The organism is Vibrio sp. SCSIO 43086, from assembly GCF_051132235.1.
Classification (GTDB): Bacteria; Pseudomonadota; Gammaproteobacteria; order Enterobacterales; family Vibrionaceae; genus Vibrio; species Vibrio diabolicus.
In genome coordinates this window covers 807,495-834,037 of sequence record NZ_CP072677.1, presented here as the reverse complement: position 1 = coordinate 834,037, position 26,543 = coordinate 807,495, and the positions used below count along the sequence as shown (strand labels likewise).

Annotated in this window: 22 protein-coding genes and 21 tRNA genes; 31 read left to right on the top strand and 12 right to left on the bottom strand. The window is 45.1% G+C overall.

The window, feature by feature from the left end; genetic code table 11:
* Positions 1 to 47 precede the first annotated feature (47 nt).
* Both J8Z23_RS03910 and J8Z23_RS03905 read right to left on the bottom strand, forming a co-directional pair.
* On the bottom strand, positions 48 to 740 hold the full coding sequence (locus tag J8Z23_RS03910) for an oligogalacturonate-specific porin KdgM family protein (RefSeq protein ID WP_005382004.1): 693 nt from the start codon (positions 738 to 740) through the stop codon (positions 48 to 50).
* Positions 741 to 1,178: 438 nt separating this feature from the next.
* Positions 1,179 to 3,830 carry a beta-N-acetylhexosaminidase gene (locus J8Z23_RS03905; RefSeq protein WP_434635046.1) on the bottom strand — a complete coding sequence of 884 codons (2,652 nt, stop codon included), beginning with the start codon at positions 3,828 to 3,830 and terminating at the stop codon, positions 1,179 to 1,181.
* A gap of 494 nt (positions 3,831 to 4,324) precedes the next feature.
* Here J8Z23_RS03905 and J8Z23_RS03900 point away from each other — a divergent pair, with 494 nt between their 5' ends.
* A complete protein-coding gene (locus tag J8Z23_RS03900; RefSeq protein ID WP_006743037.1) occupies positions 4,325 to 5,197 on the top strand; it encodes a TraB/GumN family protein in 873 nt (290 codons plus the stop codon).
* 127 nt (positions 5,198 to 5,324) lie between these two features.
* On the top strand, positions 5,325 to 5,747 hold the full coding sequence (locus tag J8Z23_RS03895) for a hypothetical protein (RefSeq protein WP_048626110.1): 423 nt from the start codon (positions 5,325 to 5,327) through the stop codon (positions 5,745 to 5,747).
* 304 nt (positions 5,748 to 6,051) lie between these two features.
* Here J8Z23_RS03895 and J8Z23_RS03890 read toward each other — a convergent pair.
* A tRNA-Pro gene (locus tag J8Z23_RS03890) sits at positions 6,052 to 6,128 on the bottom strand.
* 260 nt (positions 6,129 to 6,388) lie between these two features.
* Between J8Z23_RS03890 and J8Z23_RS03885 the strand changes: the two genes are divergently transcribed.
* The 3 genes from J8Z23_RS03885 (at position 6,389) to rluF (ending at position 8,496) form a co-directional block, all read left to right on the top strand.
* Positions 6,389 to 6,529, top strand: coding sequence for a DUF3149 domain-containing protein (locus tag J8Z23_RS03885; protein WP_005382236.1), 141 nt, complete (start codon positions 6,389 to 6,391; stop codon positions 6,527 to 6,529).
* 132 nt (positions 6,530 to 6,661) lie between these two features.
* Positions 6,662 to 7,243, top strand: coding sequence for a DNA endonuclease SmrA (gene smrA / locus J8Z23_RS03880; protein WP_005393162.1), 582 nt, complete (start codon positions 6,662 to 6,664; stop codon positions 7,241 to 7,243).
* A 95-nt stretch (positions 7,244 to 7,338) separates the two neighbouring features.
* Entirely contained in the window at positions 7,339 to 8,496 is a 1,158-nt protein-coding gene (rluF, locus tag J8Z23_RS03875) for a 23S rRNA pseudouridine(2604) synthase RluF (RefSeq protein ID WP_256895005.1), read from the top strand.
* A 64-nt stretch (positions 8,497 to 8,560) separates the two neighbouring features.
* Here rluF and ybaK read toward each other — a convergent pair whose 3' ends face one another.
* The 8 genes from ybaK to hemA all read right to left on the bottom strand — a co-directional run bounded on the left by ybaK (position 8,561) and on the right by hemA (position 16,348).
* A complete protein-coding gene (gene ybaK, locus J8Z23_RS03870; RefSeq protein WP_085342950.1) occupies positions 8,561 to 9,034 on the bottom strand; it encodes a Cys-tRNA(Pro) deacylase in 474 nt (157 codons plus the stop codon).
* A gap of 102 nt (positions 9,035 to 9,136) precedes the next feature.
* The gene (ushA, locus tag J8Z23_RS03865; RefSeq protein ID WP_301659126.1) at positions 9,137 to 10,819 is read right to left on the bottom strand and encodes a bifunctional UDP-sugar hydrolase/5'-nucleotidase UshA; all 1,683 of its coding nucleotides are present in this window, start codon (positions 10,817 to 10,819) and stop codon (positions 9,137 to 9,139) included.
* A 151-nt stretch (positions 10,820 to 10,970) separates the two neighbouring features.
* Positions 10,971 to 11,822 carry a 3-deoxy-8-phosphooctulonate synthase gene (kdsA, locus tag J8Z23_RS03860; RefSeq protein ID WP_005384095.1) on the bottom strand — a complete coding sequence of 284 codons (852 nt, stop codon included), beginning with the start codon at positions 11,820 to 11,822 and terminating at the stop codon, positions 10,971 to 10,973.
* Positions 11,823 to 11,875: 53 nt separating this feature from the next.
* The gene (locus J8Z23_RS03855; RefSeq protein WP_005384098.1) at positions 11,876 to 12,685 is read right to left on the bottom strand and encodes a SirB1 family protein; all 810 of its coding nucleotides are present in this window, start codon (positions 12,683 to 12,685) and stop codon (positions 11,876 to 11,878) included.
* A 6-nt stretch (positions 12,686 to 12,691) separates the two neighbouring features.
* Positions 12,692 to 13,075, bottom strand: a complete 384-nt coding sequence (locus tag J8Z23_RS03850) for a SirB2 family protein (RefSeq protein WP_005382225.1) — start codon at positions 13,073 to 13,075, stop codon at positions 12,692 to 12,694.
* Between the two features lie 40 nt (positions 13,076 to 13,115).
* On the bottom strand, positions 13,116 to 13,970 hold the full coding sequence (gene prmC / locus J8Z23_RS03845) for a peptide chain release factor N(5)-glutamine methyltransferase (RefSeq protein WP_301659125.1): 855 nt from the start codon (positions 13,968 to 13,970) through the stop codon (positions 13,116 to 13,118).
* A gap of 3 nt (positions 13,971 to 13,973) precedes the next feature.
* Positions 13,974 to 15,062, bottom strand: coding sequence for a peptide chain release factor 1 (prfA, locus tag J8Z23_RS03840; RefSeq protein WP_006743330.1), 1,089 nt, complete (start codon positions 15,060 to 15,062; stop codon positions 13,974 to 13,976).
* 29 nt (positions 15,063 to 15,091) lie between these two features.
* Positions 15,092 to 16,348: a glutamyl-tRNA reductase gene (gene hemA / locus J8Z23_RS03835; RefSeq protein ID WP_301659124.1), complete on the bottom strand. Its 1,257-nt coding sequence runs from the start codon at positions 16,346 to 16,348 to the stop codon at positions 15,092 to 15,094.
* A 161-nt stretch (positions 16,349 to 16,509) separates the two neighbouring features.
* On the opposite strand from hemA, the gene lolB reads away from it, so the two are divergent.
* From lolB to J8Z23_RS03710, 25 genes are all read left to right on the top strand, one after another.
* On the top strand, positions 16,510 to 17,121 hold the full coding sequence (gene lolB / locus J8Z23_RS03830) for a lipoprotein insertase outer membrane protein LolB (protein WP_005393172.1): 612 nt from the start codon (positions 16,510 to 16,512) through the stop codon (positions 17,119 to 17,121).
* Positions 17,118 to 17,990, top strand: coding sequence for a 4-(cytidine 5'-diphospho)-2-C-methyl-D-erythritol kinase (ispE, locus tag J8Z23_RS03825; RefSeq protein ID WP_046874292.1), 873 nt, complete (start codon positions 17,118 to 17,120; stop codon positions 17,988 to 17,990). Before lolB ends, ispE begins: the two co-directional genes overlap by 4 nt.
* Positions 17,991 to 18,017: 27 nt before the next feature.
* Entirely contained in the window at positions 18,018 to 18,962 is a 945-nt protein-coding gene (locus tag J8Z23_RS03820) for a ribose-phosphate pyrophosphokinase (RefSeq protein ID WP_005393176.1), read from the top strand.
* 151 nt (positions 18,963 to 19,113) lie between these two features.
* Positions 19,114 to 19,704, top strand: a complete 591-nt coding sequence (gene pth / locus J8Z23_RS03815) for an aminoacyl-tRNA hydrolase (protein WP_005384112.1) — start codon at positions 19,114 to 19,116, stop codon at positions 19,702 to 19,704.
* 10 nt (positions 19,705 to 19,714) lie between these two features.
* Positions 19,715 to 20,806, top strand: coding sequence for a redox-regulated ATPase YchF (gene ychF / locus J8Z23_RS03810; RefSeq protein ID WP_005393178.1), 1,092 nt, complete (start codon positions 19,715 to 19,717; stop codon positions 20,804 to 20,806).
* 284 nt (positions 20,807 to 21,090) lie between these two features.
* Positions 21,091 to 21,167, top strand: a tRNA-Met gene (locus J8Z23_RS03805).
* 40 nt (positions 21,168 to 21,207) lie between these two features.
* A tRNA-Leu gene (locus J8Z23_RS03800) sits at positions 21,208 to 21,292 on the top strand.
* 32 nt (positions 21,293 to 21,324) lie between these two features.
* Positions 21,325 to 21,399, top strand: a tRNA-Gln gene (locus J8Z23_RS03795).
* 77 nt (positions 21,400 to 21,476) lie between these two features.
* Positions 21,477 to 21,553, top strand: a tRNA-Met gene (locus tag J8Z23_RS03790).
* A 54-nt stretch (positions 21,554 to 21,607) separates the two neighbouring features.
* A tRNA-Leu gene (locus J8Z23_RS03785) sits at positions 21,608 to 21,692 on the top strand.
* Between the two features lie 30 nt (positions 21,693 to 21,722).
* Positions 21,723 to 21,797: transfer RNA gene (locus J8Z23_RS03780), tRNA-Gln, on the top strand.
* Positions 21,798 to 21,850: 53 nt separating this feature from the next.
* Positions 21,851 to 21,935 (top strand) — tRNA-Leu (locus J8Z23_RS03775).
* 30 nt (positions 21,936 to 21,965) lie between these two features.
* Positions 21,966 to 22,040: transfer RNA gene (locus tag J8Z23_RS03770), tRNA-Gln, on the top strand.
* A gap of 53 nt (positions 22,041 to 22,093) precedes the next feature.
* Positions 22,094 to 22,178: transfer RNA gene (locus J8Z23_RS03765), tRNA-Leu, on the top strand.
* A 30-nt stretch (positions 22,179 to 22,208) separates the two neighbouring features.
* Positions 22,209 to 22,283: transfer RNA gene (locus tag J8Z23_RS03760), tRNA-Gln, on the top strand.
* Between the two features lie 53 nt (positions 22,284 to 22,336).
* Positions 22,337 to 22,421, top strand: a tRNA-Leu gene (locus J8Z23_RS03755).
* A 22-nt stretch (positions 22,422 to 22,443) separates the two neighbouring features.
* Positions 22,444 to 22,520: transfer RNA gene (locus J8Z23_RS03750), tRNA-Met, on the top strand.
* 54 nt (positions 22,521 to 22,574) lie between these two features.
* A tRNA-Leu gene (locus J8Z23_RS03745) sits at positions 22,575 to 22,659 on the top strand.
* Positions 22,660 to 22,689: 30 nt separating this feature from the next.
* Positions 22,690 to 22,764, top strand: a tRNA-Gln gene (locus J8Z23_RS03740).
* A gap of 53 nt (positions 22,765 to 22,817) precedes the next feature.
* Positions 22,818 to 22,902 (top strand) — tRNA-Leu (locus J8Z23_RS03735).
* Positions 22,903 to 22,924: 22 nt separating this feature from the next.
* Positions 22,925 to 23,001: transfer RNA gene (locus J8Z23_RS03730), tRNA-Met, on the top strand.
* 46 nt (positions 23,002 to 23,047) lie between these two features.
* Positions 23,048 to 23,132 (top strand) — tRNA-Leu (locus J8Z23_RS03725).
* A 29-nt stretch (positions 23,133 to 23,161) separates the two neighbouring features.
* Positions 23,162 to 23,246, top strand: a tRNA-Leu gene (locus tag J8Z23_RS03720).
* Between the two features lie 50 nt (positions 23,247 to 23,296).
* A tRNA-Gln gene (locus J8Z23_RS03715) sits at positions 23,297 to 23,371 on the top strand.
* A 54-nt stretch (positions 23,372 to 23,425) separates the two neighbouring features.
* A tRNA-Leu gene (locus J8Z23_RS03710) sits at positions 23,426 to 23,510 on the top strand.
* Positions 23,511 to 23,645: 135 nt separating this feature from the next.
* On the opposite strand, the gene J8Z23_RS03705 is transcribed toward J8Z23_RS03710, so the two are convergent.
* Positions 23,646 to 24,824: a 2-octaprenyl-3-methyl-6-methoxy-1,4-benzoquinol hydroxylase gene (locus tag J8Z23_RS03705; protein WP_258676527.1), complete on the bottom strand. Its 1,179-nt coding sequence runs from the start codon at positions 24,822 to 24,824 to the stop codon at positions 23,646 to 23,648.
* A 257-nt stretch (positions 24,825 to 25,081) separates the two neighbouring features.
* On the opposite strand from J8Z23_RS03705, the gene miaB reads away from it, so the two are divergent.
* Positions 25,082 to 26,506 carry a tRNA (N6-isopentenyl adenosine(37)-C2)-methylthiotransferase MiaB gene (gene miaB / locus J8Z23_RS03700; RefSeq protein ID WP_005391310.1) on the top strand — a complete coding sequence of 475 codons (1,425 nt, stop codon included), beginning with the start codon at positions 25,082 to 25,084 and terminating at the stop codon, positions 26,504 to 26,506.
* The last annotated feature ends 37 nt before the right edge of the window (positions 26,507 to 26,543 follow it).

Sequence of the window (26,543 nt, the reverse complement as noted above, 5' to 3'; positions counted from 1 at the left end):
CCCAGCAAATCAATTGCTGGGCTTTTTCTTAACGGACAAATATAAGATTAGAAGCCGTAAGAGGCACCAAATACAAACGCATTGTTAACTAGGCTATCACCACTTGCGTTTTCTGCACCGTGTGCTTGGCTACGGAACTCAAAGTAAGGCTGAACACCTTTACGTGTCCACGTTGCGCGAAGCTCGTGGTCCATCGTTTCCGCTTCAATCATGTAGACGTTGTTGTAGCTTAGCGTCACATCTTCATTCATCACGTAACCAATACGGTTATCCATACGGTAATCTGTATCCGCATCTGCGTCTGTCGCATCAATATGCGCACGAGTACGGTTACTTAGCGAGATACCGTTATCGAAGTTGTAACCGATCTTAACCAATGGACGGTACTGTACGTTCTCGCCAGCAGAGAACAAGTGTTGGTAACCCGCTGCAACCCATAAATGATCGGTAATGTTAAATGACTGCTCACCACCCACAGTGATTGCTGGTGTTGTGTTACCCGCGCCACCGTTTTCTGTTTCCAGTTTACCCAGCTGAATACCATCAAACTCGGTGTAAACCGTAAAGCCACCGAATTGGTTATCAAAAGTATGACCAGCTTCCAGTGTAGACGTAACGTCCGAACCATGGATTCGACCATCATCGTGGAATTGAACGTTACCTGTTACGTAAGAAGAACCAGCAAAAGCGCTAGAAGCGAAAGCGAGAGAAAGAGCACTCAGTGCAAAAATGTTTTTCATAATTACTGCCTTTATTTATTCACGTTATGCGACGGTTTTAAAGGGCTTCTCTTCCCTTTTATCGCAAACTTTGGAATGTGCCTCCTTGGCGATCGCAATATTGTTTCAATTAATTCGCGATGGAAAATAAAACATTTTAAAAAGTGATCTTGTTCAAACCGACGCTCAACAACCCTGATAAAAGTATGGCAAATACAGGCACTTACCGTATTTTTCTATAATGATTCAAAAAATAGAAGTGTGATCATAAACAGGTAATTTATTGACATTTAGCAAATTAAGTCGATCCAGTTCACAATAACCCTGACCATTACAAGCTAAAACTTATTTATCAATGAAAAATAATCAGACATTGGTCACACTTAATTTCCCATAAAAATAAAGAAACCCTCAACATGACATTGAGGGTTTGCTTAAATTTAGCTGAGAAGATTAAGGTTATTTCACGCTAGTTACGCGGCTTGCTCTTTCCCCTGTCGCCGATACAGAGCGGATAAACACTTCTCCTTTCACACTTGGACGAGCATTGTCTGCGTAAGTCAGCCAGTTTTGACCGTCTAATGAGTATTGCAGTTCAACGCCAGGGAACTGAACGTTCATAGCTAGCTTGCCGTTTTCTACTTTCGCACCAGGAATTGGAAGGCGGTAGTCGATACCAGATTTTTCTAGCTTAGCCAGTTCACGTTGGCCAAGCACGTTCGCAAAGCGGTTGTAGTCTTGGTTTAGCGATGCTTTATCAACTAGGTTAGAATTTTGCGAGTACTCAACACCGACTTTGTAGTCGTTCTCCCAAACTGCGCGGTGCCATGCACGCTCAGCGGCTGCGAGTACGCGAGGGAATACCATGTACTCGTATTGCTCATCGTTACGTACTGTCTCAGACCAAAGCTGTGCTGATAGACCGTAGAAAGGTTTCGCTTCGATTTCACCTTTACCAGTAAAGCCGTTGCCATCGCGGTCTACAGAGGTTTCTGCGTTCTGAGGCATGTTCTCTGGTGCAAAGCCAAACATCTTACGCGTATCGGTTGCACGTGTTGCCCAGTAGTAACCACGCTCTTTCGGATCAACTTCGTATGGCATGTCCATGTACACATAGTCAGGGTTAGAAACGATCACGTCGTAACCTTTCTCAGACCACTCGTACACTGATGATGTACCACCCCAGTAAAGAACGTCCCAGAAGTTAACACGCGTATTTTCTGTTGCGAATGCTTTCTCACCTTCGCTGTATTTCAAACCATCTTGCCATGCTTGGAAGTTTGGAATGCCTTTCTCAGCAACTAATTTTGATACTTCTTGCGCAAAATGACTCGGTAGGTGAGCAAAATCACTCACTGTGCCTTCTGCGATTAACGCCTGACACTGTGGAGATTGCGCGAATGGCTTGTCTTGTTTCGAAAGGTCAATCGTGCCTTTCCAGCTTACTTTGTCTTCTGCGTTAACGTCTTGGAAACCAGCACCTAGCTTGATGTTCTTCGCCTCGTCACCACCAAAGTGCCATGTCGTTAGCGGTGCCCCAGCTTCAGCGTGCATTGCTGCCACTTCTGAAATCACTTTATCTACGAAGCGAGTGGAAGATTCCATACACGGGTTGATAAAGCTTTGCTTATCGTAGAACTGAACCGTAGTGACATTAGAAGCATCTTGAGGATCCATCAGGCGGTATTCGTTCGCTTCAGCTTCCTTACCTTCTTCCATCAGGCGGTCGTAACGTGCTTCCATTGATACTACCGCTGCACGCGCGTGTGCTGGCATATCGATTTCGGGAATGACTTCAATGTTACGCGCTTTCGCGTATTTCAAGATTTCCACGTAGTCTGTTTTACTGAAGTAGCCAGAGCCAAAGTTGCCTGTCGTTGGACCGGAACCAAGCTGAGGCAGTACGCAGCTTTTCTCTTGTGTATCGAAACAACGATTAGCGCCAACCTCTGTCAACTCAGGTAGGCCTGGGATTTCCAAACGCCAGCCTTCATCATCGGTTAGGTGAAGGTGAAGTTTGTTCATCTTGTACGCTGCCATTTGGTCTAGCGTTGCAAGAATGGCGTCTTTAGAGTGGAAGTTACGAGCTACATCTACCATCACACCACGGTAATCAAAGCGAGGTGCATCTTGAATAGACAGTTGTGGTAGAGAATCAGCATTTTGGCTATCTACCAGGCCAAAGATAGATTGTACTGCGTAGAAAGCACCTGCTTGGTCAAACGCTTTAATCGCAATACCATCGCCTTTGATGCTCATCTCGTAAGCACCAGATTTTGCCAATTCACCAGTGAAGTCTGCAGGAACAACAGTGATGCTTACAGGAAGATCACCACGAACGTCCACACCTACCACTTCTGCACGATCTTGAATTGCTGCGAACTGAGTCGCATCGAATGCGTCTTTAGGCAGCGCAATACCATCCGCGATATCTACTTTGCCTTTGCCTGCTTCAACGTGCATCGGTGTTGGTAGTAACGTGGTTGATACGTCTTGTGTTGCTAAGCCTTCGTTTTTCTCAAAACGAGACACAGCGTTTGCAAATACATTGTTGTCGTCTGGTGTACGTTTTAGGTTGTTACCTTCAAGACCCGTCACAAAAGACGCAACATCTTCAGTATTTAGAGAAGCAATCATCTTAGGTTCTGCGTTTGGAGCAGAAACGAATGCACCTGGCATGAAGTCAGTTTCAAATAGTTGCCAGTATTCACCAACCAATGGAAGAACAACCTCCTCACCCGCAGCGAAGCCATCAAACTTATCTGTTGGTTCTAGCTTATGTAGGTCACCCGTTACACGAGAAATTTTGAACTGATCATTATCTACATCCAAAATCAGACGAATGCTGTGGAAGTAGATAGCCCAATCTTTTGAGTTAACCGCTTCACCTTGGTTAACTAGCGTCATGTTCACCTTGTTACAAGAAGCCCACTCAGCCCCTAAATCCTGACAAGCAAGACCTTCGTTTGCACCGTGGTTAGTCAACACTTCATATTGGATATCAAGGTTATTAGCCAGTGAATTTACAGCTTGTTGCTCAGAGCTTTGCAGAGCAGAGCAACCTGCTAATGTGGTGATAACAGAAACAGCAATCAGACTAGGTTTAAACATCTTACTTCCCCAAAAAAGTCAGTGGTTCAAAACGACAATGATAAAAATCGCGGCTCCTCAAATGCGAGGGGCCTAACAGTTGCATTCAACATACAACCAGTTATTTCTAAGCGTAAAATAAATAGAAATAGGAAGTGATCTAGTTCAAAAAATGATACTCAGCAAAAACCATAAAAACTTAACTTTCATGAAGTTACAAGCCACGTCAAAATCGAACAACTTGTTTTGACGAGTTTGCTGCGATCTAGGTCACTCATATTCATGAGTTACGACTGATTTTGTAAGATTTGGATCACGCCTAATTATTTTGTGAACCATTAGTAAGCGAATGACCTATTTATCTTTCGTGAAGTGACTCTCATTTATTCGTCGTCAAAACTCGTCAATATTTTTAGAAATGACGATTTTGTCGAATATCCCCACTAGAGAAATTGCACTTAACCTCAAGCATTTTTGCGTATAAAGTTTAAAGGTACTTACCTGAGGACCATTCTATGTTTCGTCTCTTGACACTCATATCATCCCTACTTGTTGCCTTTGCTCCCTTTTCCTCTTATGCAGAGCCGCAACATTGGTTAGCAAAAAAAGGGGAAACCGAGCTGATGATCATTGGCTCTGTCCATGTGGGCGATAAAACGATGTACCCACTCCCTAAAACTATTACTCAGCACTTAAGCCAAAGCGCTGGGTTGATTATCGAAGCAGATGTCAGAAACTCTGAAGGCTTGGTTTACCCACAAACAACCATTCTTTCTAAAGATGTTTTAGACAAGGCTCAACGTCGCCACTTAGTCGAGATAGCACAAGATTTAGGGTTGCCAGAAACTCAACTTTTGAATTCTCCACCATGGACGGCTGCATTAACCATCCAACTCGCTTTAGTCAACAAACTGGGGTATGTCTCTGATAAAGGGGTCGACATGCACTTAATAGGACTCGCTGATAAAAAACAAATCCCGGTCATTCCACTGGAGTCCGTGCAATTCCAAATTGATTTAATAGCAGGTCAATCAGAAGGTGGTAAAGAGATGCTCCTCTCGTCAATTGAAGAATATGACGGTGGGGAAGAATTGGTTCAGTGTTTGATAGAAAGCTGGAAGAGCGGTGATGGTAGTATGTTGGTCGAGGCATCATTAACCGATCAAGCAACAGAAGATTTTAATCAGGCTTTCTTATATGAGCGCAATCGAGATTGGGCAAAAAAGCTTGATACTGGCAGTGTCCTACCTCAACGTTCGGGTCGCTATACCGTTGTTGTCGGCAGTTTGCATTTAGTTGGTAAAGATAATCTGATTGAGCTGCTTAAAAAAAGGGGCTTTGACATAAAACCACTCGGTAAAACCCGCCAAGCTAGGTGCCATATTTAGAAATTTATTTGAAGGCAGCCGGCCTCATCAATGATGAATAGCAAGGCATCACGCTAACACGATCACTGACAATGGTTTACTCCTCTGCTAAAACGACTCTAACCTATGCGGATACATAATAACTCATATGAAATTTAAAGCTTTATTCCTATGCGTGAGCAGTATGATGCTCACTTCATCGCTTGCTTATGCTAAACCGTCATGTAACGTAGAAAATTTTCAAGCTATTGATATAACCCCGGAAGCAAAAGGCGGGGTACTAGATAAAGAGAGTGGCCAGTTTCTTATTACCGAAAAACCAATGATGCGTTGTGCGAACATCACTTTTTCCACTAACCATACCCGAAATCGCGTCGCACATATGATGAATCAAGGCTTTGAAGCTGTTTACTTTGATGGAAGCTCGAGCAAATCTCACTCTGTCACGTTTGATGAAGACGAACTAAAAGCAGGTTACATCAAAGTTGGTCCAAACCATCCAAAGACCGCTTATGTTTGCTTCACAACTTCTGAAACCCCTATCAGCACTATCTCGTGTGACATCAAGTAATAAATTTACTCGCTCTAAAAAATGAAAAGGCCCTACATCTCTGTAGAGCCTTCCTCTCAATAACGTGTCGGTGAAGTGCCATATTCTAACGTCAGGTGAACCCATTTGGCTCGATACTATTGAAGTCTAAAATTACTAGCGCTAAAAACGACGAAAGCCTGCTCATTGAGCAGGCTTTCTAAAAGTGGTCGGTGAAGTAGGGATTCGATTGGACTGGCATTCCAGACCCCGACCCTCTGGCTCCAAATAAATATCACCAAATACGAAAAAGGCTCTACATTTCTGTAGAGCCTTTTTCTCAATATGGTCGGTGAAGAGGGATTCGAACCCCCGACCCTCTGGTCCCAAACCAGATGCGCTACCAAACTGCGCTATTCACCGAGATGTTTAACTGAGGACTTGTCCCCGTCAACGAATGCGTATATTACGGATTCTGAACTGTGACGCAAGTGCTTTTTACAAAAAAACCTTAGGTCTTAATTCGTTTGATGAATAACTAAACACTAGCACGTAAAATGTGACTGATAACTCACAACAAAATACAGTTTATTAACCTTAGCAACATAATTGATCCAGATCAGTGTGCAACAAGGCACTGCCATTTAGTTTTATGCCTGTCGGGAACATCTTGGAGGAAACGTATGGACTTTTGGCTTGATCTCCTATTTGGTAATGCAGTGGGTCTATCGTCAATGATAGTAATCTTTGGGGCAATTGGTCTGATGTTATTTTACGGCGGTTTCTTCATATACAAGATCATGAACGACAAATCTCCTCACTAGATCTCGCTTAGCTCTAGAAACGCTTTGCACCGGAGTCGGTTACTTGCCTACTCCGGTTTTTTATTTGATCTCAATGCACCACTCATTGATATAATCCTATTATTCCTCCCTGTTCTTAATGAGATTACTACTATGTCTCACGATGACGATTTTGATCTGTTCCAACAGATGATGGGCGATGTAAAGCCGATCACTCAAGACACCGCCGAACACAAAAAAGTACACCAAGTAACCGAAGCGCAGCTCGCCAAGAGAGAAGCGGCAATCTGGCTAACAGAAGATGACCCAGAATACCTGTCACTTGATCACGCAGAAATGCTGAAACCAGAGGACTTTGTTGAGTTTAAACGTGATGGCGTACAAGATGGGGTTTATCGCAAGCTTCGTCTTGGCAAATATCCAATCCAAGCACGCCTAGATCTGCATCGTAAAACATTGAAAGAAGCTCGTGATGAAGTCGTAAAGTTTTTAAAACAGTGCCTATCAATGGACATACGAACGGTCGTTATTGTCCACGGCCGAGGAGAACGCTCAAATCCACCAGCACTAATGAAAAGCTTTGTTAGCAGCTGGCTACAACAAATCAGAGAAGTTCAGTGCGTGCATAGTGCGCAACGCTTTCACGGTGGGACCGGAGCCGTTTACGTTCTACTTAGAAAAAGTGCGGAAAAGAAATTAGAAACTCGCGAACGTCACCAAAAACGGTTGGGCTAAATTTCACCCTAATGCTAGAATGCCCGCCCTTATTCTTCCTTCCCTTTCACGGGAAGGAAACTTCATTCGCCGTTGTGAAACGTTAGGAGACAAAAATGTCACAAGACAACGCTAAACGATTAAATAAATTCATCAGTGAAACGGGGTTTTGTTCACGCCGTGAGGCAGACAGACTGATTGAACAAGGTCGTGTCACCATTAATGGAAACAAGCCTGAAATGGGAACAAAAGTGCTACCTGGTGATGATGTTTGTGTGGATGGTAAGCCAGTTGCAGCAAAAGAGAAGCCGATTTATATCGCTCTCAATAAACCAACAGGCATCACCTGTACAACAGAACGAGATGTACCTGGAAACATCGTTGATTTTATCGGTCACAAAAAACGTATCTTTCCGATCGGCCGCTTGGATAAACCCTCTGATGGTCTGATTTTTTTGACCAACGATGGCGACATCGTCAACAAAATCCTCCGTGCTGGCAACAGCCACGAAAAAGAGTACGTTGTGCGCGTGGACAAACCGATTACAGGTGAGTTTCTCAAACAGATGTCGAGCGGCGTTAAGATTCTCGATACCGTCACTCTACCTTGTAAGGTAACGAAAGAGACTAAGTTCTCTTTCCGTATTGTTCTCACTCAAGGACTTAACCGCCAAATCCGTCGTATGTGTGAAGCACTAGGTTACGAAGTCTTTAAGCTTCGTCGTGTTCGAATCATGAATATCTCTCTTGACGGTATTCCGAACGGAAAATGGCGTTACTTAACTGACGATGAAGTCGCTGAGATTCTTGCTATGTGCGATGGTTCGGTGGGTACAGAAGAGGCATCTCGTGTTGACTCAAAAGGCCGCAATATTCGTAAAGCGACCGACGCGAAGTTATATGACAGCCGTGAAGAAAACCAAGACTCGGTATCTCGACGAAATCAAAAGCCACGTACCTACCGCGGAAATAACGCAGACGATTTTCGTCATGCTCCAAACTCGAAAAAAGGTCAACAAAAGCGTCGTCAGCGTGACGATGAAGGCGGACGTCCAGCTAAAGAACATTACAAAGTGAAACCACAAGGTGAACGTAGCAGACCGCAAGGCGAGCATGGAAAATCGCACCGTAAACCAGATGCATCGAGCAATAAGCACTCAGCAAACAAGCCTCAATCACCGAGTAAGCCTAAGCAGCATTACATGAACCCAAATGCCGCGAAGCCAAGCAAACCAGCTAAACGCACCGGTGGTACATTGAGTCTGAAGAAGTAACGCTTCACTAACAGGCAAGATCAAAAAAGGACGCTCATGAGCGTCCTTTTTATTTGTCATGAGTTTACAAACAAAGAGGTGCAAACTGACCACGAGTTAATCCAAGCAAATCTTTCGGGGCTAACTCGATTTCTAAACCACGTTTACCTGCACTCACACAGATGGTGTCTTGCTCTGCTGCGCTTTCGTGCAAAAAAGTAGGTAAGGCTTTTTTCTGCCCCAGTGGGCTAATCCCACCAACAACATAACCTGTGGTCTTTTGCGCGATTTCCGGATCAGCCATATCGGCCTTTTTGCCCTTCGCTGCTTTCGCTGCGAGTTTTAGGTTCAGCTTTTGATCAACAGGGATAATCGCAACCGCAAGGTTCTTTGGCTCGCCGTTCAAGCAGAACAGCAAGGTTTTAAATACTGTTTTCGGATCCTGCCCCAGTACTTCAGCAGCCTCCAAGCCATAGCTATCGGCTCTAGGGTCGTGCTCATACTGATGAATCGTGTGTGGAATTTTTTTCTTTTTCGCAAGATTAATGGCCGGAGTCATCAAGATTCTCCTCATAAAAACAAAAAGCGCAGATTGAATTGGATCTGCGCTTTTAGTTAATGATATCAGCGAGTTTGAGTCAATCGCTTTTTCTCTGTTGGGTTACTGATCAATCGCCGTATCAACTAAATACGTGATTTCACCTGAAGGGGCATACTCATTAACATCAATAGGGCTGTGTGTTTCTAAATAATCCTTCAAAACCTCAGCATCGGTAAAACCTGTATTTACATACCCTGGATGATCGTCGATTTTAGGGTAACCATCACCACCAGCAGCATTATAGCTTGGTACGGTAAAGCGGTAATTATCATCTAAGCGAAGTTGCTTATTACCAATGAACACATTGGTTACCTCACCATTATTGATACTCATCGCAATACCCGCAAACTGCGCGTAAGCTCCAGAGTCGACAGGCTTAGTTGCAACAACATTTAGGTAATCCAATACTTCTTTGCCCGTCATATCAACGTAAGAGACCATATTGCCGAATGGCTGAACAGTCAGCACATCTTTGTAGGTAATGTCACCTGCTGCAATCGAATCGCGAACGCCGCCAGAATTCATTACGGCAAAATCTGCTTTTGCCCGTTCCATATGAGCCGTTGCAATTAATCGACCTAAGTTTGTTTGCTGGTAACGAACCACACTGCGGTCACCCTCAAGCTTACCGTTAGATTCTGCAATCTTCACGTTTAGCTTGCCCTGACCTTTTTCTTGATAAGGACGAAGAAACTCAAGCATCATTTCGTCTTGTTTAATCTCTTCTTGGATAGAGACTCGTTGCGACTGACCATCAACTTTAACTTTCTTTTTCAAGTTTACAGGGATCAGATCGTAGCTCACCATCGAGAGTTCGCCATTACGAAACTCGTAATCGGCGCGTCCCACATATTTCCCCCACTCATGTGCCTGAACAATAAAGGTACCATTTTGTTTATCGGGCTGACATTCATCACCTGGTTTAAAGTTCTTTTTGATAACGTTTGGCCCTTCCATGCACACAGGTTCTTGTGAGTGTCCTCCAACGATCATGTCGAGATCGCCTTCATTCAAATAACGAGCTAACGCTACATCACCAGGTGCATTGATGCCTCTATTGCCATTCTCATAGTGTCCCATATGTGTGACAGCAAAAATAAGGTCTGGGTACTCCGTTTCTTTCAGCTCAGCAATTAGATTCTTGGCTTCTTCTTTTGGGTCACGGAAGTCAATTTGTTCAATGAATTCAGGGTTGCCAAGTTTCGCTGTATCTTCGGTTGTAAGACCAATTACTGCAATCTTAATACCCTGTTTGTTAAACATCGCGTACGGTTGGAATAGGCGCTTGCCAGTATTTTTATCGTAAATATTGGCAGACAACATCGGAAAACTTGCCCACTCTTGCTGCTTGAAAAGCACATCCAATGGATTATCAAACTCATGATTACCTAGCGCCATCGCATCGTAACCAATTTTGCTCATGCCTTTAAAATCTGGCTCGGCATCTTGTAAATCAGACTCAGGTACTCCAGTGTTGATGTCACCACCAGAAAGCAGTAACACACTGCCCCCCTCTGCTTGTATTTCTTCACGCAAATCATCTATTAACGTTTTACGTGCCGCCATACCGTACTCGCCGTATCGATTTTGCCAAAAACGACCGTGATGATCGTTAGTGTGTAGCACGGTCAATTTATAGGTTGTATCGGCATTCCATTCTGGTGCAGGTTGCGTAGCACACCCAGCTAACGAGGCCAAAATAGCGGCACTCAACGCAGTTTTAATAATCAGACGCTGCTTCATTTATTTACCTTTTTTCTTATTGGGAGTCACTGATGCACATTCCCAGCGGCCTAGAGCCTTTACAGCAAGAAGCTGAGAATGATGCGCCATCTGATAAAAAAATAGCCAACACGAGGTTGGCTATTGCATTTGATCACCAGTCATCTGGCGTTTACTTGATATCGATATCTGCAAAGCTCTTGATCAGATCATCAAGAGATTTCATTTGCGCTAGGAACGGTTCTAACTTGTCTAGCGGCAGTGCAGATGGGCCATCACAGCGTGCTTGGTCTGGGTTTGGATGCGCCTCGATAAATAGACCTGCGATGCCTGTTGCTAGACCCGCTTTTGCAAGTTCAACTGTCTGCTCACGACGACCGCCAGATGCCGCACCTGACGGATCACGCATCTGTAGTGAGTGCGTTACGTCAAAGATGATTGGGCTGCCTTTCGACGCATTTTTCATCACACCAAAGCCAAGCATGTCTACGACTAGGTTATCGTAACCGTGGCAAGAGCCGCGCTCACATAGGATGATCTTGTCGTTACCGCATTCCGCGAACTTCTCAACGATGTTACCCACTTGACCTGGGCTCATAAATTGAGGTTTCTTCACGTTGATAACCGCACCTGTTTTGGCCATAGCTTCAACAAGGTCAGTTTGACGAGCTAGGAATGCAGGAAGCTGAATAACGTCTACCACGTCAGCGACAGGTTGAGCTTGCGCTTCAGTGTGAACGTCAGTGATGATCTTTACACCAAATGTGTCTTTTAGCTCTTGGAAGATTTTCATACCTTCTTCAAGGCCTGGGCCACGGTATGAATGAACAGAACTGCGGTTTGCTTTGTCAAACGACGCCTTAAATACGTAAGGAATGCCAAGTTTTTCCGTTACTTTTACGTAGTGCTCACAGATCTGCATCGCAAGATCACGAGACTCAAGAACGTTCATACCTGCAAATAGGGTGAATGGCTTGTCGTTAGCAACCTGAATGTCGCCGATATTAACGATTTTCTGTTCCATTTTGATTCTCTTTTTCTGTCCACGATACGCCACAGTTCGGCACATCGATAAAATTAGTGAAGTGTGACGTGCGTTTCACTCATCACATTAACTTGTGATTTTAGTAGCTCAGAAGCCGGATCGTCAGGGCATTGGTCAATAAAGTACTGAAAATCTGACACCGCCACTTGAGGGCACTCTAGCTGTTGGAAAATAAAACCACGGTCACGAATCTCGTATGGGTCATCTGGCACAAAGGTTAACGCAAGGTTCGTACAACGCAACGCCAGCGTGTAGTGCTCTTCACGTAACATCGCGCTTTTGATCAACGCTAACCAGCGACCAATAATGGTTGGATTGTCAGCTTCTTCAAAGTGTTCTGGCTTTAGCTGAGCTAGCGGTCCTTCTTGGCCAATAAGCCAAGCTTGAAGAATCCTTTCACCTACATACTCACCATTAAATGGGTTGATGTAGTCTGGCTTTTTATGCATCCAGTCTACTTTTAACAGGAACTGAGTAGGGAAAGTGACTCCCTTCAACGGGAAACCCAGCTTTTTACCTAGATATAATAAAATCGAACCTAAACTAACCGGGATACCTTTTCGGCGCTCCAACACTTTATCGATAAAGCTGTTGTCCGAAATAAAGTATTCCTGCTCGTCGCCTTTGAATCCCCACTCATGGAAAAACAGTCGTAGGAATGCATCAAATCTCTGCTCTTCATCTGTTTCATGAACAAGCGTGGCTTCTGCATCTTTGTAAAGACGCTCTAACTCTTGTTTCGCCCAATGTACTTTGGTTTCTGGGTTAATCGCTTTGTTTAGCTCAAGCGCCCCTTCCACCAACGGTATATTGTCAAAATCTTCGTCAAAAAACTCTAACATGACGTCTTATCCAAATAACGTAGGGCTCTTAGACACAGCAATGTTTGCAGCCATGACCAACCAACCTAATGCGCCGAAAAAGCCAAATATCTTCAGTAGGTTGTTTTTCGCAAGCTTCAACGAGAAGAAACCGAGTGCAATGTACGCCAGTACGCAGGTGATTTTGTTTGTTAACCACGGTGCGGCATCAGTAAACGGGATGAAACCAGTAATGAAAATAAGCGCGATACCTGACACTAGCAATGCAGTATCAACGATGTGGGGAAACACTTTCAAAAAGCGATTATTTCGCTTCGGTGAGTTCATCATCATTAACACGAATCGGATCGATAATAGTGTCGCGCTGAGCGCAATCGTCACTAAGTGTATGTGTTTTAGAGCTACGTACATTTTTCTTCTCTTTTTAGTTAGTGTTTGCTGACTTCCATGATTAACTGGCCAGGCAACCAAGTGTTACTCGGTCGTTACCGCCATAATCTTTTTCCGTGGCAACTTGTTGGTAACCAAAACCACGCATTATCTCACGTACGGCATCACCCTGATCATAACCATGTTCGAATGCCAGCCAACCGCCTACTTCAAGATACTGACGAGCAAGATCCGAGATATGACGAATATCAGCTAAGCCATTCTCTTTAGCAACTAATGCAGATTTTGGCTCAAAGCGCACATCACCTTGGGATAAATGTGGATCTTTTTCATCAATATACGGCGGATTGGAGACAATTAAAGCAAACTTCGTACCCTCTGCAATAGGCTCGAACCAACTGCCTTGAGCAAAGGTCACATTTTTGATGTTTAGCTGCTCAGCATTGTACTCTGCAAGTGCTTTCGCTTCTTGCTTGAGATCTACGCCCATCACTTGACGTTTTGGCATTTCAGATGCGAGTGCGATAGCAATTGCCCCCGTCCCCGTTCCAAGATCTAAAATAGGTCCTGTTTGCTCATAGGTCTTATCGAGTGCAATTTCGACCAAACGTTCTGTATCCGGTCTTGGGATCAAGGTAGAGGGAGAAACTTTGAACGGTAGAGACCAAAACTCTCGCTCACCAATAATATAAGCGACGGGTTCGCCAGCTAAACGTCGTTCAAGTAGAGCGCCAAACTGAGATTTTTGCTCCACTTCTAATGCTTTTTCTGGCCAGGTCAGTAGATAAGTTCGTGGTTTGCCAAGGACATGGCAGAGGAGTACAGCTGCATCGAGAGAAGGCGACTCTTTGCCGCCTTCTGCCAGTTTCGCCGTCGCACTTTTCAGTGCTTGCTCAATCGATTGAACTTGGCTCATCGATTAGCCGTTCTCTGCGAGCGCCGCAAGTTGGTCTGCTTGGTGCTCTTGAATCACAGGATCAATCAAGCTCTGCAGGTCACCTTCCATCACTTCGTTCAAACGGTAGATGGTCAGGTTGATGCGGTGATCAGACACACGACCTTGTGGGTAGTTGTATGTACGAATACGGTCACTACGGTCACCAGAACCTAGAAGGTTACGACGTGTATCAGACACTTCTGCGGCACGACGCTCTTCTTCCGCTTGAACGATACGAGCAGCAAGAACCGCCATCGCTTTCGCTTTGTTCTTGTGCTGTGAACGCTCGTCCTGACACTCTACCACCGTACCCGTTGGTAAGTGAGTAATACGGATTGCAGAATCCGTGGTGTTAACGTGCTGACCACCCGCGCCAGATGCACGGAACGTATCGATTTTCAGGTCTGCCGCTTTGATTTCTGGCAGATCCGCTTCTGGGATTTCCGCCATCACCGCTACGGTACATGCAGAAGTATGTACACGGCCTTGGGATTCAGTTGCAGGAACACGCTGTACACGGTGACCGCCAGACTCAAACTTCAGTACGCCGTACGCACCGTCGCCGCTCACTTTTGCGATCATCTCTTTGTAACCACCGTGTTCAGCTTCGTTTGAAGACATCACTTCGATGCGCCAGCCACGCTTTTCTGCGTACTTGCTGTACATACGGAATAGATCACCCGCGAAGATACCCGCTTCGTCGCCACCCGCACCTGCACGAATTTCTAGGAAACAGTTACGATCATCGTTCGGATCTTTTGGCAGAAGAAGAATCTGTAGCTCATCAGTAAGACGCTCAATAGTCGCTTTCGCTTCTTTGATTTCTTCTTGCGCCATTTCACGCATTTCTTCGTCGTCTTCGTTTGCCATCTCTTCAGCGGCGACAAGATCTTCTTGCGCTTGTTGATAAGCTTGGAAGCACTTGGTTACTTCTTCTAGCTGAGAGTACTCTCTTGATAGAGCACGGAATTTGTCCTGATCTCCAATTACATCAGGATCACCAAGAAGATGTTGAACTTCTTCGTAACGTTCTACTAGCGTTTCTAGCTTAGTCAGAATAGAGGCTTTCATAGTGTCGTTTTCTTAATAAAAAGCGTGAGTTATAGATCATCCAAGCCAAGTGTTTGGCGGATAATCGTTAATTTTGCTGGTTCGCCTTGCTCTGCCGCACTTTGCAATGCGCGAGTTGGAGCGTGAATCAGTTTGTTGGTGAGTTTATTACTCAGCTCGCGCAGCACTTTCTCTGGATCTACGCCCGCCGCTAAAGATTGCAAACTTTTGCTCAGTAACTCTTCACGAATTTCGTTGGCTGATTTACGATAGTCGCGAATACTATCGACGGCTTGCAGTGAACGCAACCATGTCATAAACGCAGCGCTTTCTTCACTAACAATCGCTTCGGCTTGAATCGCTTCGACTTTACGCTGCTCAATGTTGCTGTCGATGATAGATTGCAAGTCATCAACCGAATACAAATATGCGTCGTTCAGTTCACCGACTTCCGACTCTACATCTCGCGGCACCGCAATATCGACTAACAAGATAGGTTGATGTCGGCGCTGCTTCAGAGCCGTTTCGACCATACCTTTGCCAATAATAGGCAATGGGCTCGCCGTTGAGCTAATCACGATATCCGCTTTCGCCAAATGTTCAGGAATTTCGTTCAAACTGATCACTTCTGCGCCAAATTGATCCGCTAAGCCTTGCGCACGCTCTTTAGTGCGGTTCGCGACAATCATTTTTGTGCAACCGTTGGACGCTAAATGCTTCGCGACCAATTCAATCGTCTCTCCCGCACCAACCAAAAGCACGGTTGAATCAGATAACGACTCAAAAATATGTTTTGCCAATGTACATGCGGCATAAGCCACGGACACAGCATTACCGCCGATATCTGTTTCTGTTCTCACACGCTTGGCGACTGAGAACGTCTTTTGAAACAGTTTATCAATTGAAGCATCGACGGCTTGATGATCTCGCGAGTCAGAAAATGCTTGCTTTACCTGCCCCAAAATTTGAGGCTCACCCAACACCAGAGAGTCAAGGCCGCACGATACGCGCATCAAATGCTTTATTGCAGCTTGTTCTTCATGCACATACAAACTCGGCATTAAATCTTCGCGGCTCACTTGATGAAATTGAGCAAGCCAATCGATCAACTTGTTTCGCGCTCCTTGCTTAACATCGCAGTACAACTCAGTTCGGTTACAGGTTGAAACAATCACACTGCCGTTAACCGCTTCGTGCTCTCTAAGTTGCTCGAGTGCAGGGCCGAGTTTATCCGGACCAAACGCCACCTTCTCTCGCAAGTCGACAGACGCTGTATTGTGATTGATTCCAATAGCAAGCAAGGACATCTAACGTGGTATCTCTGGGATAGGTTATAAAATAGGTCCAGAATTTTACTGTAAGCACGCATTTATTGAAAGGGTAAGCCGGATTTGTTTTCCTAACTGCGACTTTTCAATGCTATAGTTGTGAGCGATTCCCGACGAAACTGATTAATAAGCCATCAAACATGACGTTACGCTCCTTTATTCTTTTTTTCTTGTCGAGCTTACTGCTCGCTGGTTGTTCCTCCGTTCCTGAAAGTGTTACCAGCGTTGAATGGCAAGCTCATGAGCAACGACTCGAGACCATCCAAGATTTTCAAGCAACGGGAAAACTTGGTTATATTGGCCCAGACCAAAGACAAAATTTAAATTTCTACTGGAAACATTCTTCAGCACTAAGCCAGTTGCGTTTAACTACGATTCTCGGACAAACGGCATTAAAGCTCACCATCACCCCACAAGGTGCCACAGTAGAAACTTACGACGATCAGGTCCTTTCCTCTCGCAGTGCAAATCAGCTAATTTACCGTCTTACGGGGTTAATGATGCCCGTTGAACACATGCCTGACTGGCTATTAGGCCTACCGACCGATGCCGACAAATTCCAATTGTCCCCAACCAATACACTGCAAGCGTTAAACAAACAAATTGGTTTAAATGATTGGCGTATTGCTTATCAACGGTATGGCGATGTTCAATGGCATGAGCAGTCTCTACCACTGCCAAATAAGCTGAAACTCACCACTGCTGACGTCAAAATAAATCTAGTGATCACAAAATGGAACATCACCCAATGATCGAACTTTCAACCCGCTGGCCATCACCAGCGAAATTGAATCTCTTTCTATACATCAACGGTCGCACAGAAAATGGCTACCACGAGTTACAAACCTTATTCCAATTCGTCGATCACGGCGATGAGCTCACCATTCAAGCAAACCATTCTGGTGATATTACGATTTCTCCAGATATAGAAGGTGTGCCTCTTCAAGACAATTTAATTTGGAAAGCAGCAACCGCACTTCAAGCATACTCAGAGTGCCCTTTTGGCGCACATATTGAGCTACAGAAAGTGCTACCTATGGGTGGGGGCATTGGTGGGGGCTCATCGAACGCGGCTACAGCATTAGTGGCACTGAACTACTTATGGCAACTGAATCTAACTGACGATGAACTGGCTGAAATTGGTTTAAAACTGGGCGCAGACGTGCCCGTGTTTGTGCGCGGATTTGCAGCTTTTGCTGAAGGTGTTGGCGAGAAACTCTCCCCCGCTTATCCCGAAGAAAAGTGGTATTTAGTCGTCAGACCGAATGTTTCTATCGCAACCGTCGACGTTTTTTGTCATCCAGATCTAACGCGAAACACCCCAAAACGAGATCTAGAAACACTTTTAAATACACCAAGCGTAAACGATTGCGAAAAAATTGTACGAATGCTCTACCCAGAGGTTGATAAGCAACTTTCTTGGCTGCTACAATACGCGCCGTCAAGATTGACGGGGACAGGATCTTGCGTTTTTGCTGAATTTTCGAGCAAATCTGAAGCAGAAACTATCCTTGCACAACTCTCTGATAAAGTCTCGGCATTTGTCGCTCAAGGGCGCAATATTTCGCCATTAAAAGAGACTTTGGCTGAATACCAATCAGCCTCACACCGACCTATTTAAACTGGACGCAAACCCGAGGTTTCCACCGTGCCTGATATGAAGCTATTTGCTGGTAACGCAACACCTGAACTAGCCCAACGTATTGCTGATCGTCTTTACATCTCTCTTGGTGATGCATCTGTTTCTCGCTTTTCTGATGGCGAAGTTGCAGTTCAAATCAATGAGAATGTTCGTGGTAGCGATGTTTTCATCATTCAATCCACTTGTGCACCGACTAACGACAACCTAATGGAATTGGTTGTTATGATTGATGCAATGCGCCGTGCTTCAGCAGGCCGTATCACTGCAGTTATCCCTTACTTCGGCTACGCTCGCCAAGACCGTCGTGTACGTTCTGCGCGTGTGCCAATTACTGCAAAAGTTGTTGCTGATTTCCTATCTAACGTTGGTGTTGACCGCGTTCTAACTATCGACCTACACGCAGAGCAAATTCAAGGCTTCTTCGATGTACCTGTAGACAACATCTTCGGCACGCCAGTGCTACTTGAAGATATGCAGGCTCGCGGTCTAGATAACCCTGTTGTGGTATCTCCTGACCTAGGTGGCGTTGTTCGTGCTCGCGCAACAGCAAAAGCACTAGGCGACATCGACATCGCAATCGTAGATAAGCGTCGTCCACGTGCAAACGTTTCTGAAGTAATGAACCTAATCGGTGATGTTGAAGGTCGTGACTGTGTGATCGTTGATGACATGATCGACACAGGTGGCACACTATGTAAAGCAGCTGAAGCACTAAAAGAGCGCGGTGCTAAGCGTGTATTCGCTTACGCTACTCACGCTGTATTCTCAGGCAACGCTGCGGACAACATCAAGAACTCAGTTCTTGACCAAGTTATCGTAACTGACTCTATCTCTCTATCTAAAGAGATGGCTGCAACAGGCAAAGTGACAACACTAAGCCTATCTCGCATGTTGGCTGAAGCGATTCGTCGTATCAGCAACGAAGAGTCAATCTCTGCAATGTTCAACTAATACGAACATTTCAGTTACACTGATTTCAAAAGCACCCCTCTTTGGGGTGTTTTTTTATTTGTACTGATAACCAGAAAATCCCTTGGTCGCCCACTGTGAGAATTCTGTGCTATCATACTGCGCTTTTTGAGATTCCAGAGAGATCCTAACCTTGAGTCAACAAATCAAACTTCTTGTTGGTCTTGCTAATCCAGGACCAGAATACGCCAGAACTCGTCACAATGCGGGCGCTTGGGTTGTAGAAGAATTAGCACGCGTTCACAACGTTACACTGAAGAACGAACCAAAGTTTTTTGGTCTAACAGGACGCATTATGGTCAATGGCCAGGATCTCCGTTTGCTTATCCCAACCACCTTCATGAATCTATCAGGTAAATCGATCGCAGCGCTTGCGAAATTTTATCAAATTAAACCTGAAGAGATCATGGTTGCTCATGACGAGCTAGACTTACCGCCAGGTGTCGCTAAGTTTAAAAAAGGTGGGGGTCACGGTGGACACAACGGTCTGCGTGACACCATTAGCAAACTGGGCAATAACAAAGATTTTTATCGTCTTCGCATTGGCATTGGTCATCCGGGACACAAAGATAAAGTGGCGGGTTTTGTATTAGGTAAAGCGCCAGCTAAAGAGCAAGAGCTTTTAGATGCAGCAGCTGATGAGGCTGTTCGTTGTCTAGATATCCTGATTAAGGATGGCCTATCTAAAGCACAAAATCGCCTCCACACGTTCAAAGCTGAATAAGGTTACTATCATGGGTTTTAAATGTGGCATCGTTGGTCTACCTAACGTAGGTAAATCAACTCTGTTCAACGCACTAACTAAAGCGGGTATCGAAGCAGCAAACTTCCCGTTCTGTACCATTGAACCAAACACTGGTGTGGTTCCTGTGCCAGATCTACGTCTAGACGCACTAGCTAAGATCGTTAACCCACAGAGAGTTCTTCCAACGACGATGGAGTTCGTGGACATCGCTGGTCTTGTTGCTGGTGCATCACGTGGTGAAGGTTTAGGTAACAAATTCCTAGCTAACATCCGTGAAACAGACGCGATTGGCCACGTTGTACGTTGTTTTGAAAACGAAAACATTGTTCATGTTTCAGGTAAAGTTTCACCTATCGAAGATATCGAAGTGATCAACCTTGAACTTGCAATGGCTGACCTTGATTCTTGTGAGCGCGCGATTCAACGTAACGCGAAGAAGGCAAAAGGCGGCGATAAAGACGCAAAATTTGAACTAACAGTACTAGAAAAACTGTTACCAGTACTAACTGAAGGCGGCATGGCACGCACAGTTGAGCTATCTAAAGAAGAGTTAGCAGCAATCGGCTACCTAAACTTCCTTACACTGAAGCCAACTATGTACATTGCAAACGTAAACGAAGATGGTTTCGAAAATAACCCATATCTAGATGCGGTTCGCGAGTTCGCAGAAAAAGAAAACAACGTCGTTGTACCTGTATGTGCAGCTATCGAATCTGAACTATCTGAACTAGAAGATGAAGATCGCGAAGAATTCCTAGCGGATATGGGGATCGAAGAACCGGGACTGAACCGTGTAATTCGCTCTGGTTACGAGCTACTAACTCTACACACCTACTTCACGGCAGGTGTTAAAGAAGTACGTGCGTGGACAATCCCTGTTGGTGCAACTGCGCCTCAGGCGGCAGGTAAGATCCACACTGACTTCGAAAAAGGCTTTATTCGTGCAGAAGTAGTCGGTTACGACGATTTCATCCAATTCAATGGTGAAAATGGCGCAAAAGACGCAGGTAAATGGCGTCTAGAAGGTAAAGACTACATCGTAAAAGATGGTGATGTTGTACACTTCCGCTTCAATGTTTAATTAAATGAATGAATTTTAAACACTTCATTTACACTAAAAGCCAGCTGCTCAGCTGGCTTTTTTAATACCTTAAGTAAATGAGCAAAAATAAATTACCTAACTGCGAGCTAATTTATTTCCAGTTTTAGATCATAAACACGCCTCTTTGTTTAAAAAGGAAGCGAACGAGGTTTTTTCCGAAATTTATTAAAAAAAACTGTTGACGGATCTCACTCAACTTCGCATAATGCGCGCCGTTCCCAACGACAAGGCAACAAAGCGTTGAGAGCAAAAAATATGGTTTTGGCTACGTAGCTCAGCTGGTTAGAGCACATCACTCATAATGATGGGGTCACAGGTTCGAATCCCGTCGTAGCCACCATTCCTAAGTGTTCTTTTTATCAGAGCAATTAGGAATAGATGCGGAAGTGGCGGAATTGGTAGACGCACCAGATTTAGGTTCTGGCGCCGCAAGGTGTGAGAGTTCAAGTCTCTCCTTCCGCACCATATTTTAAATAGTCATTGTGACTATTGCCTGCAGGTCTATCGCCAAGCGGTAAGGCAGCGGCTTTTGATGCCGCCATTCCCTGGTTCGAATCCAGGTAGACCTGCCATTATTCAAGTGAGATTCCTTTATAAAAGGGGTTGTCACTGAGAGCTTGAAGGTTTATATTGTCTCGCTCCAAAAGATGGCTACGTAGCTCAGCTGGTTAGAGCACATCACTCATAATGATGGGGTCACAGGTTCGAATCCCGTCGTAGCCACCATGAATAACGTTATTTAGGTTTTTACCAATTACCTTGATAACTACAGAATAAGTTGCGGAAGTGGCGGAATTGGTAGACGCACCAGATTTAGGTTCTGGCGCCGCAAGGTGTGAGAGTTCAAGTCTCTCCTTCCGCACCATTATTTAAGTCTCTTTTATTAGAGCAATGTAGGGCTATCGCCAAGCGGTAAGGCAGCGGCTTTTGATGCCGCCATTCCCTGGTTCGAATCCAGGTAGCCCTGCCACATACAATGATATTGAGATTTTACCAATTATCTTAATATCTACAGAATAAGTTGCGGAAGTGGCGGAATTGGTAGACGCACCAGATTTAGGTTCTGGCGCCGCAAGGTGTGAGAGTTCAAGTCTCTCCTTCCGCACCATTATTTAAGTCTCTTTTATTAGAGCAATGTAGGGCTATCGCCAAGCGGTAAGGCAGCGGCTTTTGATGCCGCCATTCCCTGGTTCGAATCCAGGTAGCCCTGCCACATACAATGATATTGAGATTTTACCAATTATCTTAATATCTACAGAATAAGTTGCGGAAGTGGCGGAATTGGTAGACGCACCAGATTTAGGTTCTGGCGCCGCAAGGTGTGAGAGTTCAAGTCTCTCCTTCCGCACCATTATTTAAGTCTCTTTTATTAGAGCAATGTAGGGCTATCGCCAAGCGGTAAGGCAGCGGCTTTTGATGCCGCCATTCCCTGGTTCGAATCCAGGTAGCCCTGCCATATACAATGATATTGAGATTTTACCAATTATCTTGATATCTACAGATCAAGTTGCGGAAGTGGCGGAATTGGTAGACGCACCAGATTTAGGTTCTGGCGCCGCAAGGTGTGAGAGTTCAAGTCTCTCCTTCCGCACCATTCTTGATCAAAAGTTTAAAATGGCTACGTAGCTCAGCTGGTTAGAGCACATCACTCATAATGATGGGGTCACAGGTTCGAATCCCGTCGTAGCCACCATAAACAACGTTATTTAGGTTTTTACCAATTACCTTGATAACTACAGAATAAGTTGCGGAAGTGGCGGAATTGGTAGACGCACCAGATTTAGGTTCTGGCGCCGCAAGGTGTGAGAGTTCAAGTCTCTCCTTCCGCACCATTATTTAAGTCTCTTTTATTAGAGCAATGTAGGGCTATCGCCAAGCGGTAAGGCAGCGGCTTTTGATGCCGCCATTCCCTGGTTCGAATCCAGGTAGCCCTGCCATATACAACGATATTGAGATTTTACCAATTATCTTGATATCTACAGATCAAGTTGCGGAAGTGGCGGAATTGGTAGACGCACCAGATTTAGGTTCTGGCGCCGCAAGGTGTGAGAGTTCAAGTCTCTCCTTCCGCACCATTCTTGGTCGAAGTTTTAAAATGGCTACGTAGCTCAGCTGGTTAGAGCACATCACTCATAATGATGGGGTCACAGGTTCGAATCCCGTCGTAGCCACCATTGATTGGATTGCTAGCATAAGCTATCAGTCACGTAGATTTAAGATGCGGAAGTGGCGGAATTGGTAGACGCACCAGATTTAGGTTCTGGCGCCGCAAGGTGTGAGAGTTCAAGTCTCTCCTTCCGCACCATCTTAAATTAATCTACACTATCAGAGTACGCGGAAGTGGCGGAATTGGTAGACGCACCAGATTTAGGTTCTGGCGCCGTAAGGTGTGAGAGTTCAAGTCTCTCCTTCCGCACCACTCTTCCTCTCGATAAGAGAGGTTAAGTAGTCTTTGGCTATTTACACTGTAGGGCTATCGCCAAGCGGTAAGGCAGCGGCTTTTGATGCCGCCATTCCCTGGTTCGAATCCAGGTAGCCCTGCCATTACACAACGTTGTTGAGGTTTTACCAATTACCTTGATAACTACTGAATAAGTTGCGGAAGTGGCGGAATTGGTAGACGCACCAGATTTAGGTTCTGGCGCCGCAAGGTGTGAGAGTTCAAGTCTCTCCTTCCGCACCATTATAGGAAAACCCAGCATGATTTTGCTGGGTTTTTTCTTTTTTTGGTTCTGGACTCGGGAAATCATTAGATTTGCCGAATTAAAAAAGCGAGCTCATGGCTCGCTTTTTTTCTATCTGTGGATTGAGTAACTTACTACATACCTAAAGCGTATTTCAGTACTTGAGCCTTGATCGGTCCTGAGTTTTCAGCAAACTTCAATGCAGCATTACGTACAAACTTCAATGGCCCAAGATCGTTGCTAAAACTTTTATAGAAAAAGTCCATGCCAGTCTGCATGAGTAAGTTGTCAGGTCGACGTGCACGTTCGTATTTCGCGAGTAAGGCATCTTCCAGCTGTTCTTTGTGTTCTGTTACCGAAAGGAGAACGTCTACATCTTTGAAGCCTAAGTTTACCCCTTGCCCTGCAAGCGGATTGATCGTATGAGCAGAGTCACCCACTAATACGCAATTTTTGCTTGAGTAGCTTTGCGCATGACGACGAGTGAGTGGAAATGAGCCAAACTGTAAAACTTCAATATCGCCCAATTCAGCCGGGAAATGACGTAAGATTTCTTCCCTTAGTTGAGGCTTACCCATCGCACACAGTTGTTTAATGCGTTTTGGCGAGTCATACCAAACCAACGAACCTTGGCCTACTTCTTGACCGTCTTCATTAGTCAAAGAGCACAAAGGTAAAAATGAACGCGGGCCTGAAGGAGTAAATTGTTGCCAAGTGATATCTTGCTGTGGCAATTCTGTTTTCACGTTAATCAACATGCAGTGTTGTCGGTAATCCCACGCAGTCACACCAATTCCAGCCAATTGACGAACTTTAGAGTTTGCACCATCAGCACCAATTACCCAGTTAGCTTCAAACTGCACCCCACTTTCTAGTGTCACAAGGTTTACATCTGCAAACTCAATGTCTTTTAATCGCTCGGGACACATCACGGTTAGATTGTCATACTGAGAGAAGACTTGCCAAAGACCTAATTGGATTAGGCGGTTTTCAACGATATAACCTAGCTGCTCCAATGACAGTTCATCAGAGTGAAAACGAGTACGGCACTCCGGGTGCTCCCAAGTTTCTAAACGCCGATAAGGGCAAACTCGCATACTTTTAATTTCTGACCATGCGCCGAGTGAATCAAGTAACTCCACCGACTGGTGCGAAATCGCAGATACGCGAATATCCATCACCTGAGCGGCATCAAAAGCTTTGGGTTTTGCACCTTCAACCAAGACAACGCTTCTGCCCTGCTTGGCAAATCCAACAGCGACGGCTGCCCCAACCATACCGCCACCGATCACGGCGATGTCATACTTGTTCATTTTTTACTCTTCATCGTGCTGATTAATTGGCGTTTTTTATTGTACTTTCCATGGCTATTTTTACAAAATTGTTTAACAAAAAACCTTGTTCTGCATAGGGCGAAAAACTAGATTTCATCAGGCTTTGCAGAGAATTAGCCAGATCACTAGTCAGGTGCTTTTTAAAGCAGTACAATACGCCGCTTACCGCCGTGATGGCGGCTATAATTTGAGCAATAGCTCTCCAATTTAAGTACAACTGAACGAGCGAAAGTGAGATGAGTAAGAAACTGCTAATTAAAACCTGGGGCTGCCAGATGAACGAATACGATTCATCAAAAATGGCCGACCTGCTTAATGCTGCAAACGGCTACGAGCTGACGGAAGAGCCAGAGGAAGCAGACGTACTTCTACTTAACACCTGTTCGATCCGTGAAAAAGCGCAAGAGAAAGTTTTCCACCAGCTTGGTCGCTGGAAAACACTAAAAGATAAAAAGCCTGGCGTAGTTATCGGTGTAGGTGGTTGTGTAGCAACGCAAGAAGGTGACCATATTCGTGAACGTGCACCATACGTCGACGTTATTTTTGGCCCACAAACTCTGCACCGCCTACCTGAGATGATCAAACAATCTCAGTCGGATGACGCACCAGTTATGGACATTTCGTTCCCAGAGATCGAAAAGTTCGACCGCCTACCAGAGCCTCGTGCGGAAGGCGCGACAGCATTCGTTTCTATTATGGAAGGCTGCTCGAAGTACTGTACTTACTGTGTCGTACCGTACACTCGTGGTGAAGAAGTAAGCCGTCCAATGGATGATGTGCTGTTCGAAATCGCACAGCTTGCTGAACAAGGCGTACGTGAAGTAAACCTACTGGGTCAAAACGTAAACGCGTACCGCGGTCCAACACACGACGGTGAAATCTGTTCATTTGCAGAACTGCTTCGTTTGGTTGCGTCTATCGATGGTATCGACCGTATTCGTTTCACAACGAGCCACCCGCTAGAATTCACTGACGACATCATCGCGGTTTACGAAGATACGCCAGAGCTTGTGAGCTTCCTGCACTTACCTGTGCAAAGTGGTAGTGACCGTATCCTAACTATGATGAAACGCCCTCACACCGCTATCGAGTACAAGTCGATCATCCGTAAACTGCGTAAAGCTCGTCCTGATATTCAAATCAGTTCAGACTTTATTGTTGGTTTCCCTGGTGAGACAGACAAAGACTTCCAAGACACCATGAAGCTAATCAAAGATGTAGACTTTGACATGAGCTTCAGCTTCATCTTCTCTCCACGTCCAGGTACGCCAGCAGCGGATTACCCTTGTGATGTATCAGAACAAGTGAAGAAAGAGCGCCTTTACGAACTACAGCAAACTATCAATGCTCAAGCGATGCGTTACTCTCGCTTAATGCTTGGCACAGAACAACGTGTTCTAGTTGAAGGTCCTTCGAAGAAAAACCTAATGGAACTGCGCGCTCGTACAGAAAACAACCGTGTAGTAAACTTTGAAGGTAGTGCAGACCTAATTGGTCAGTTCGTTGATGTGAAGATCGTAGACGTATTTGCGAACTCACTGCGTGGTGAGCTAGTACGTACTGAAAAAGACATGGATCTTCGTAGTGTGATTTCCCCAACGCAGATGATGGCGAAAACACGTCGCGAAGATGAGCTGGGTGTAGCTACTTTTACGCCATAAGCTCGTATAAATAGCCATGGAGAGCCTGGTCGTTATC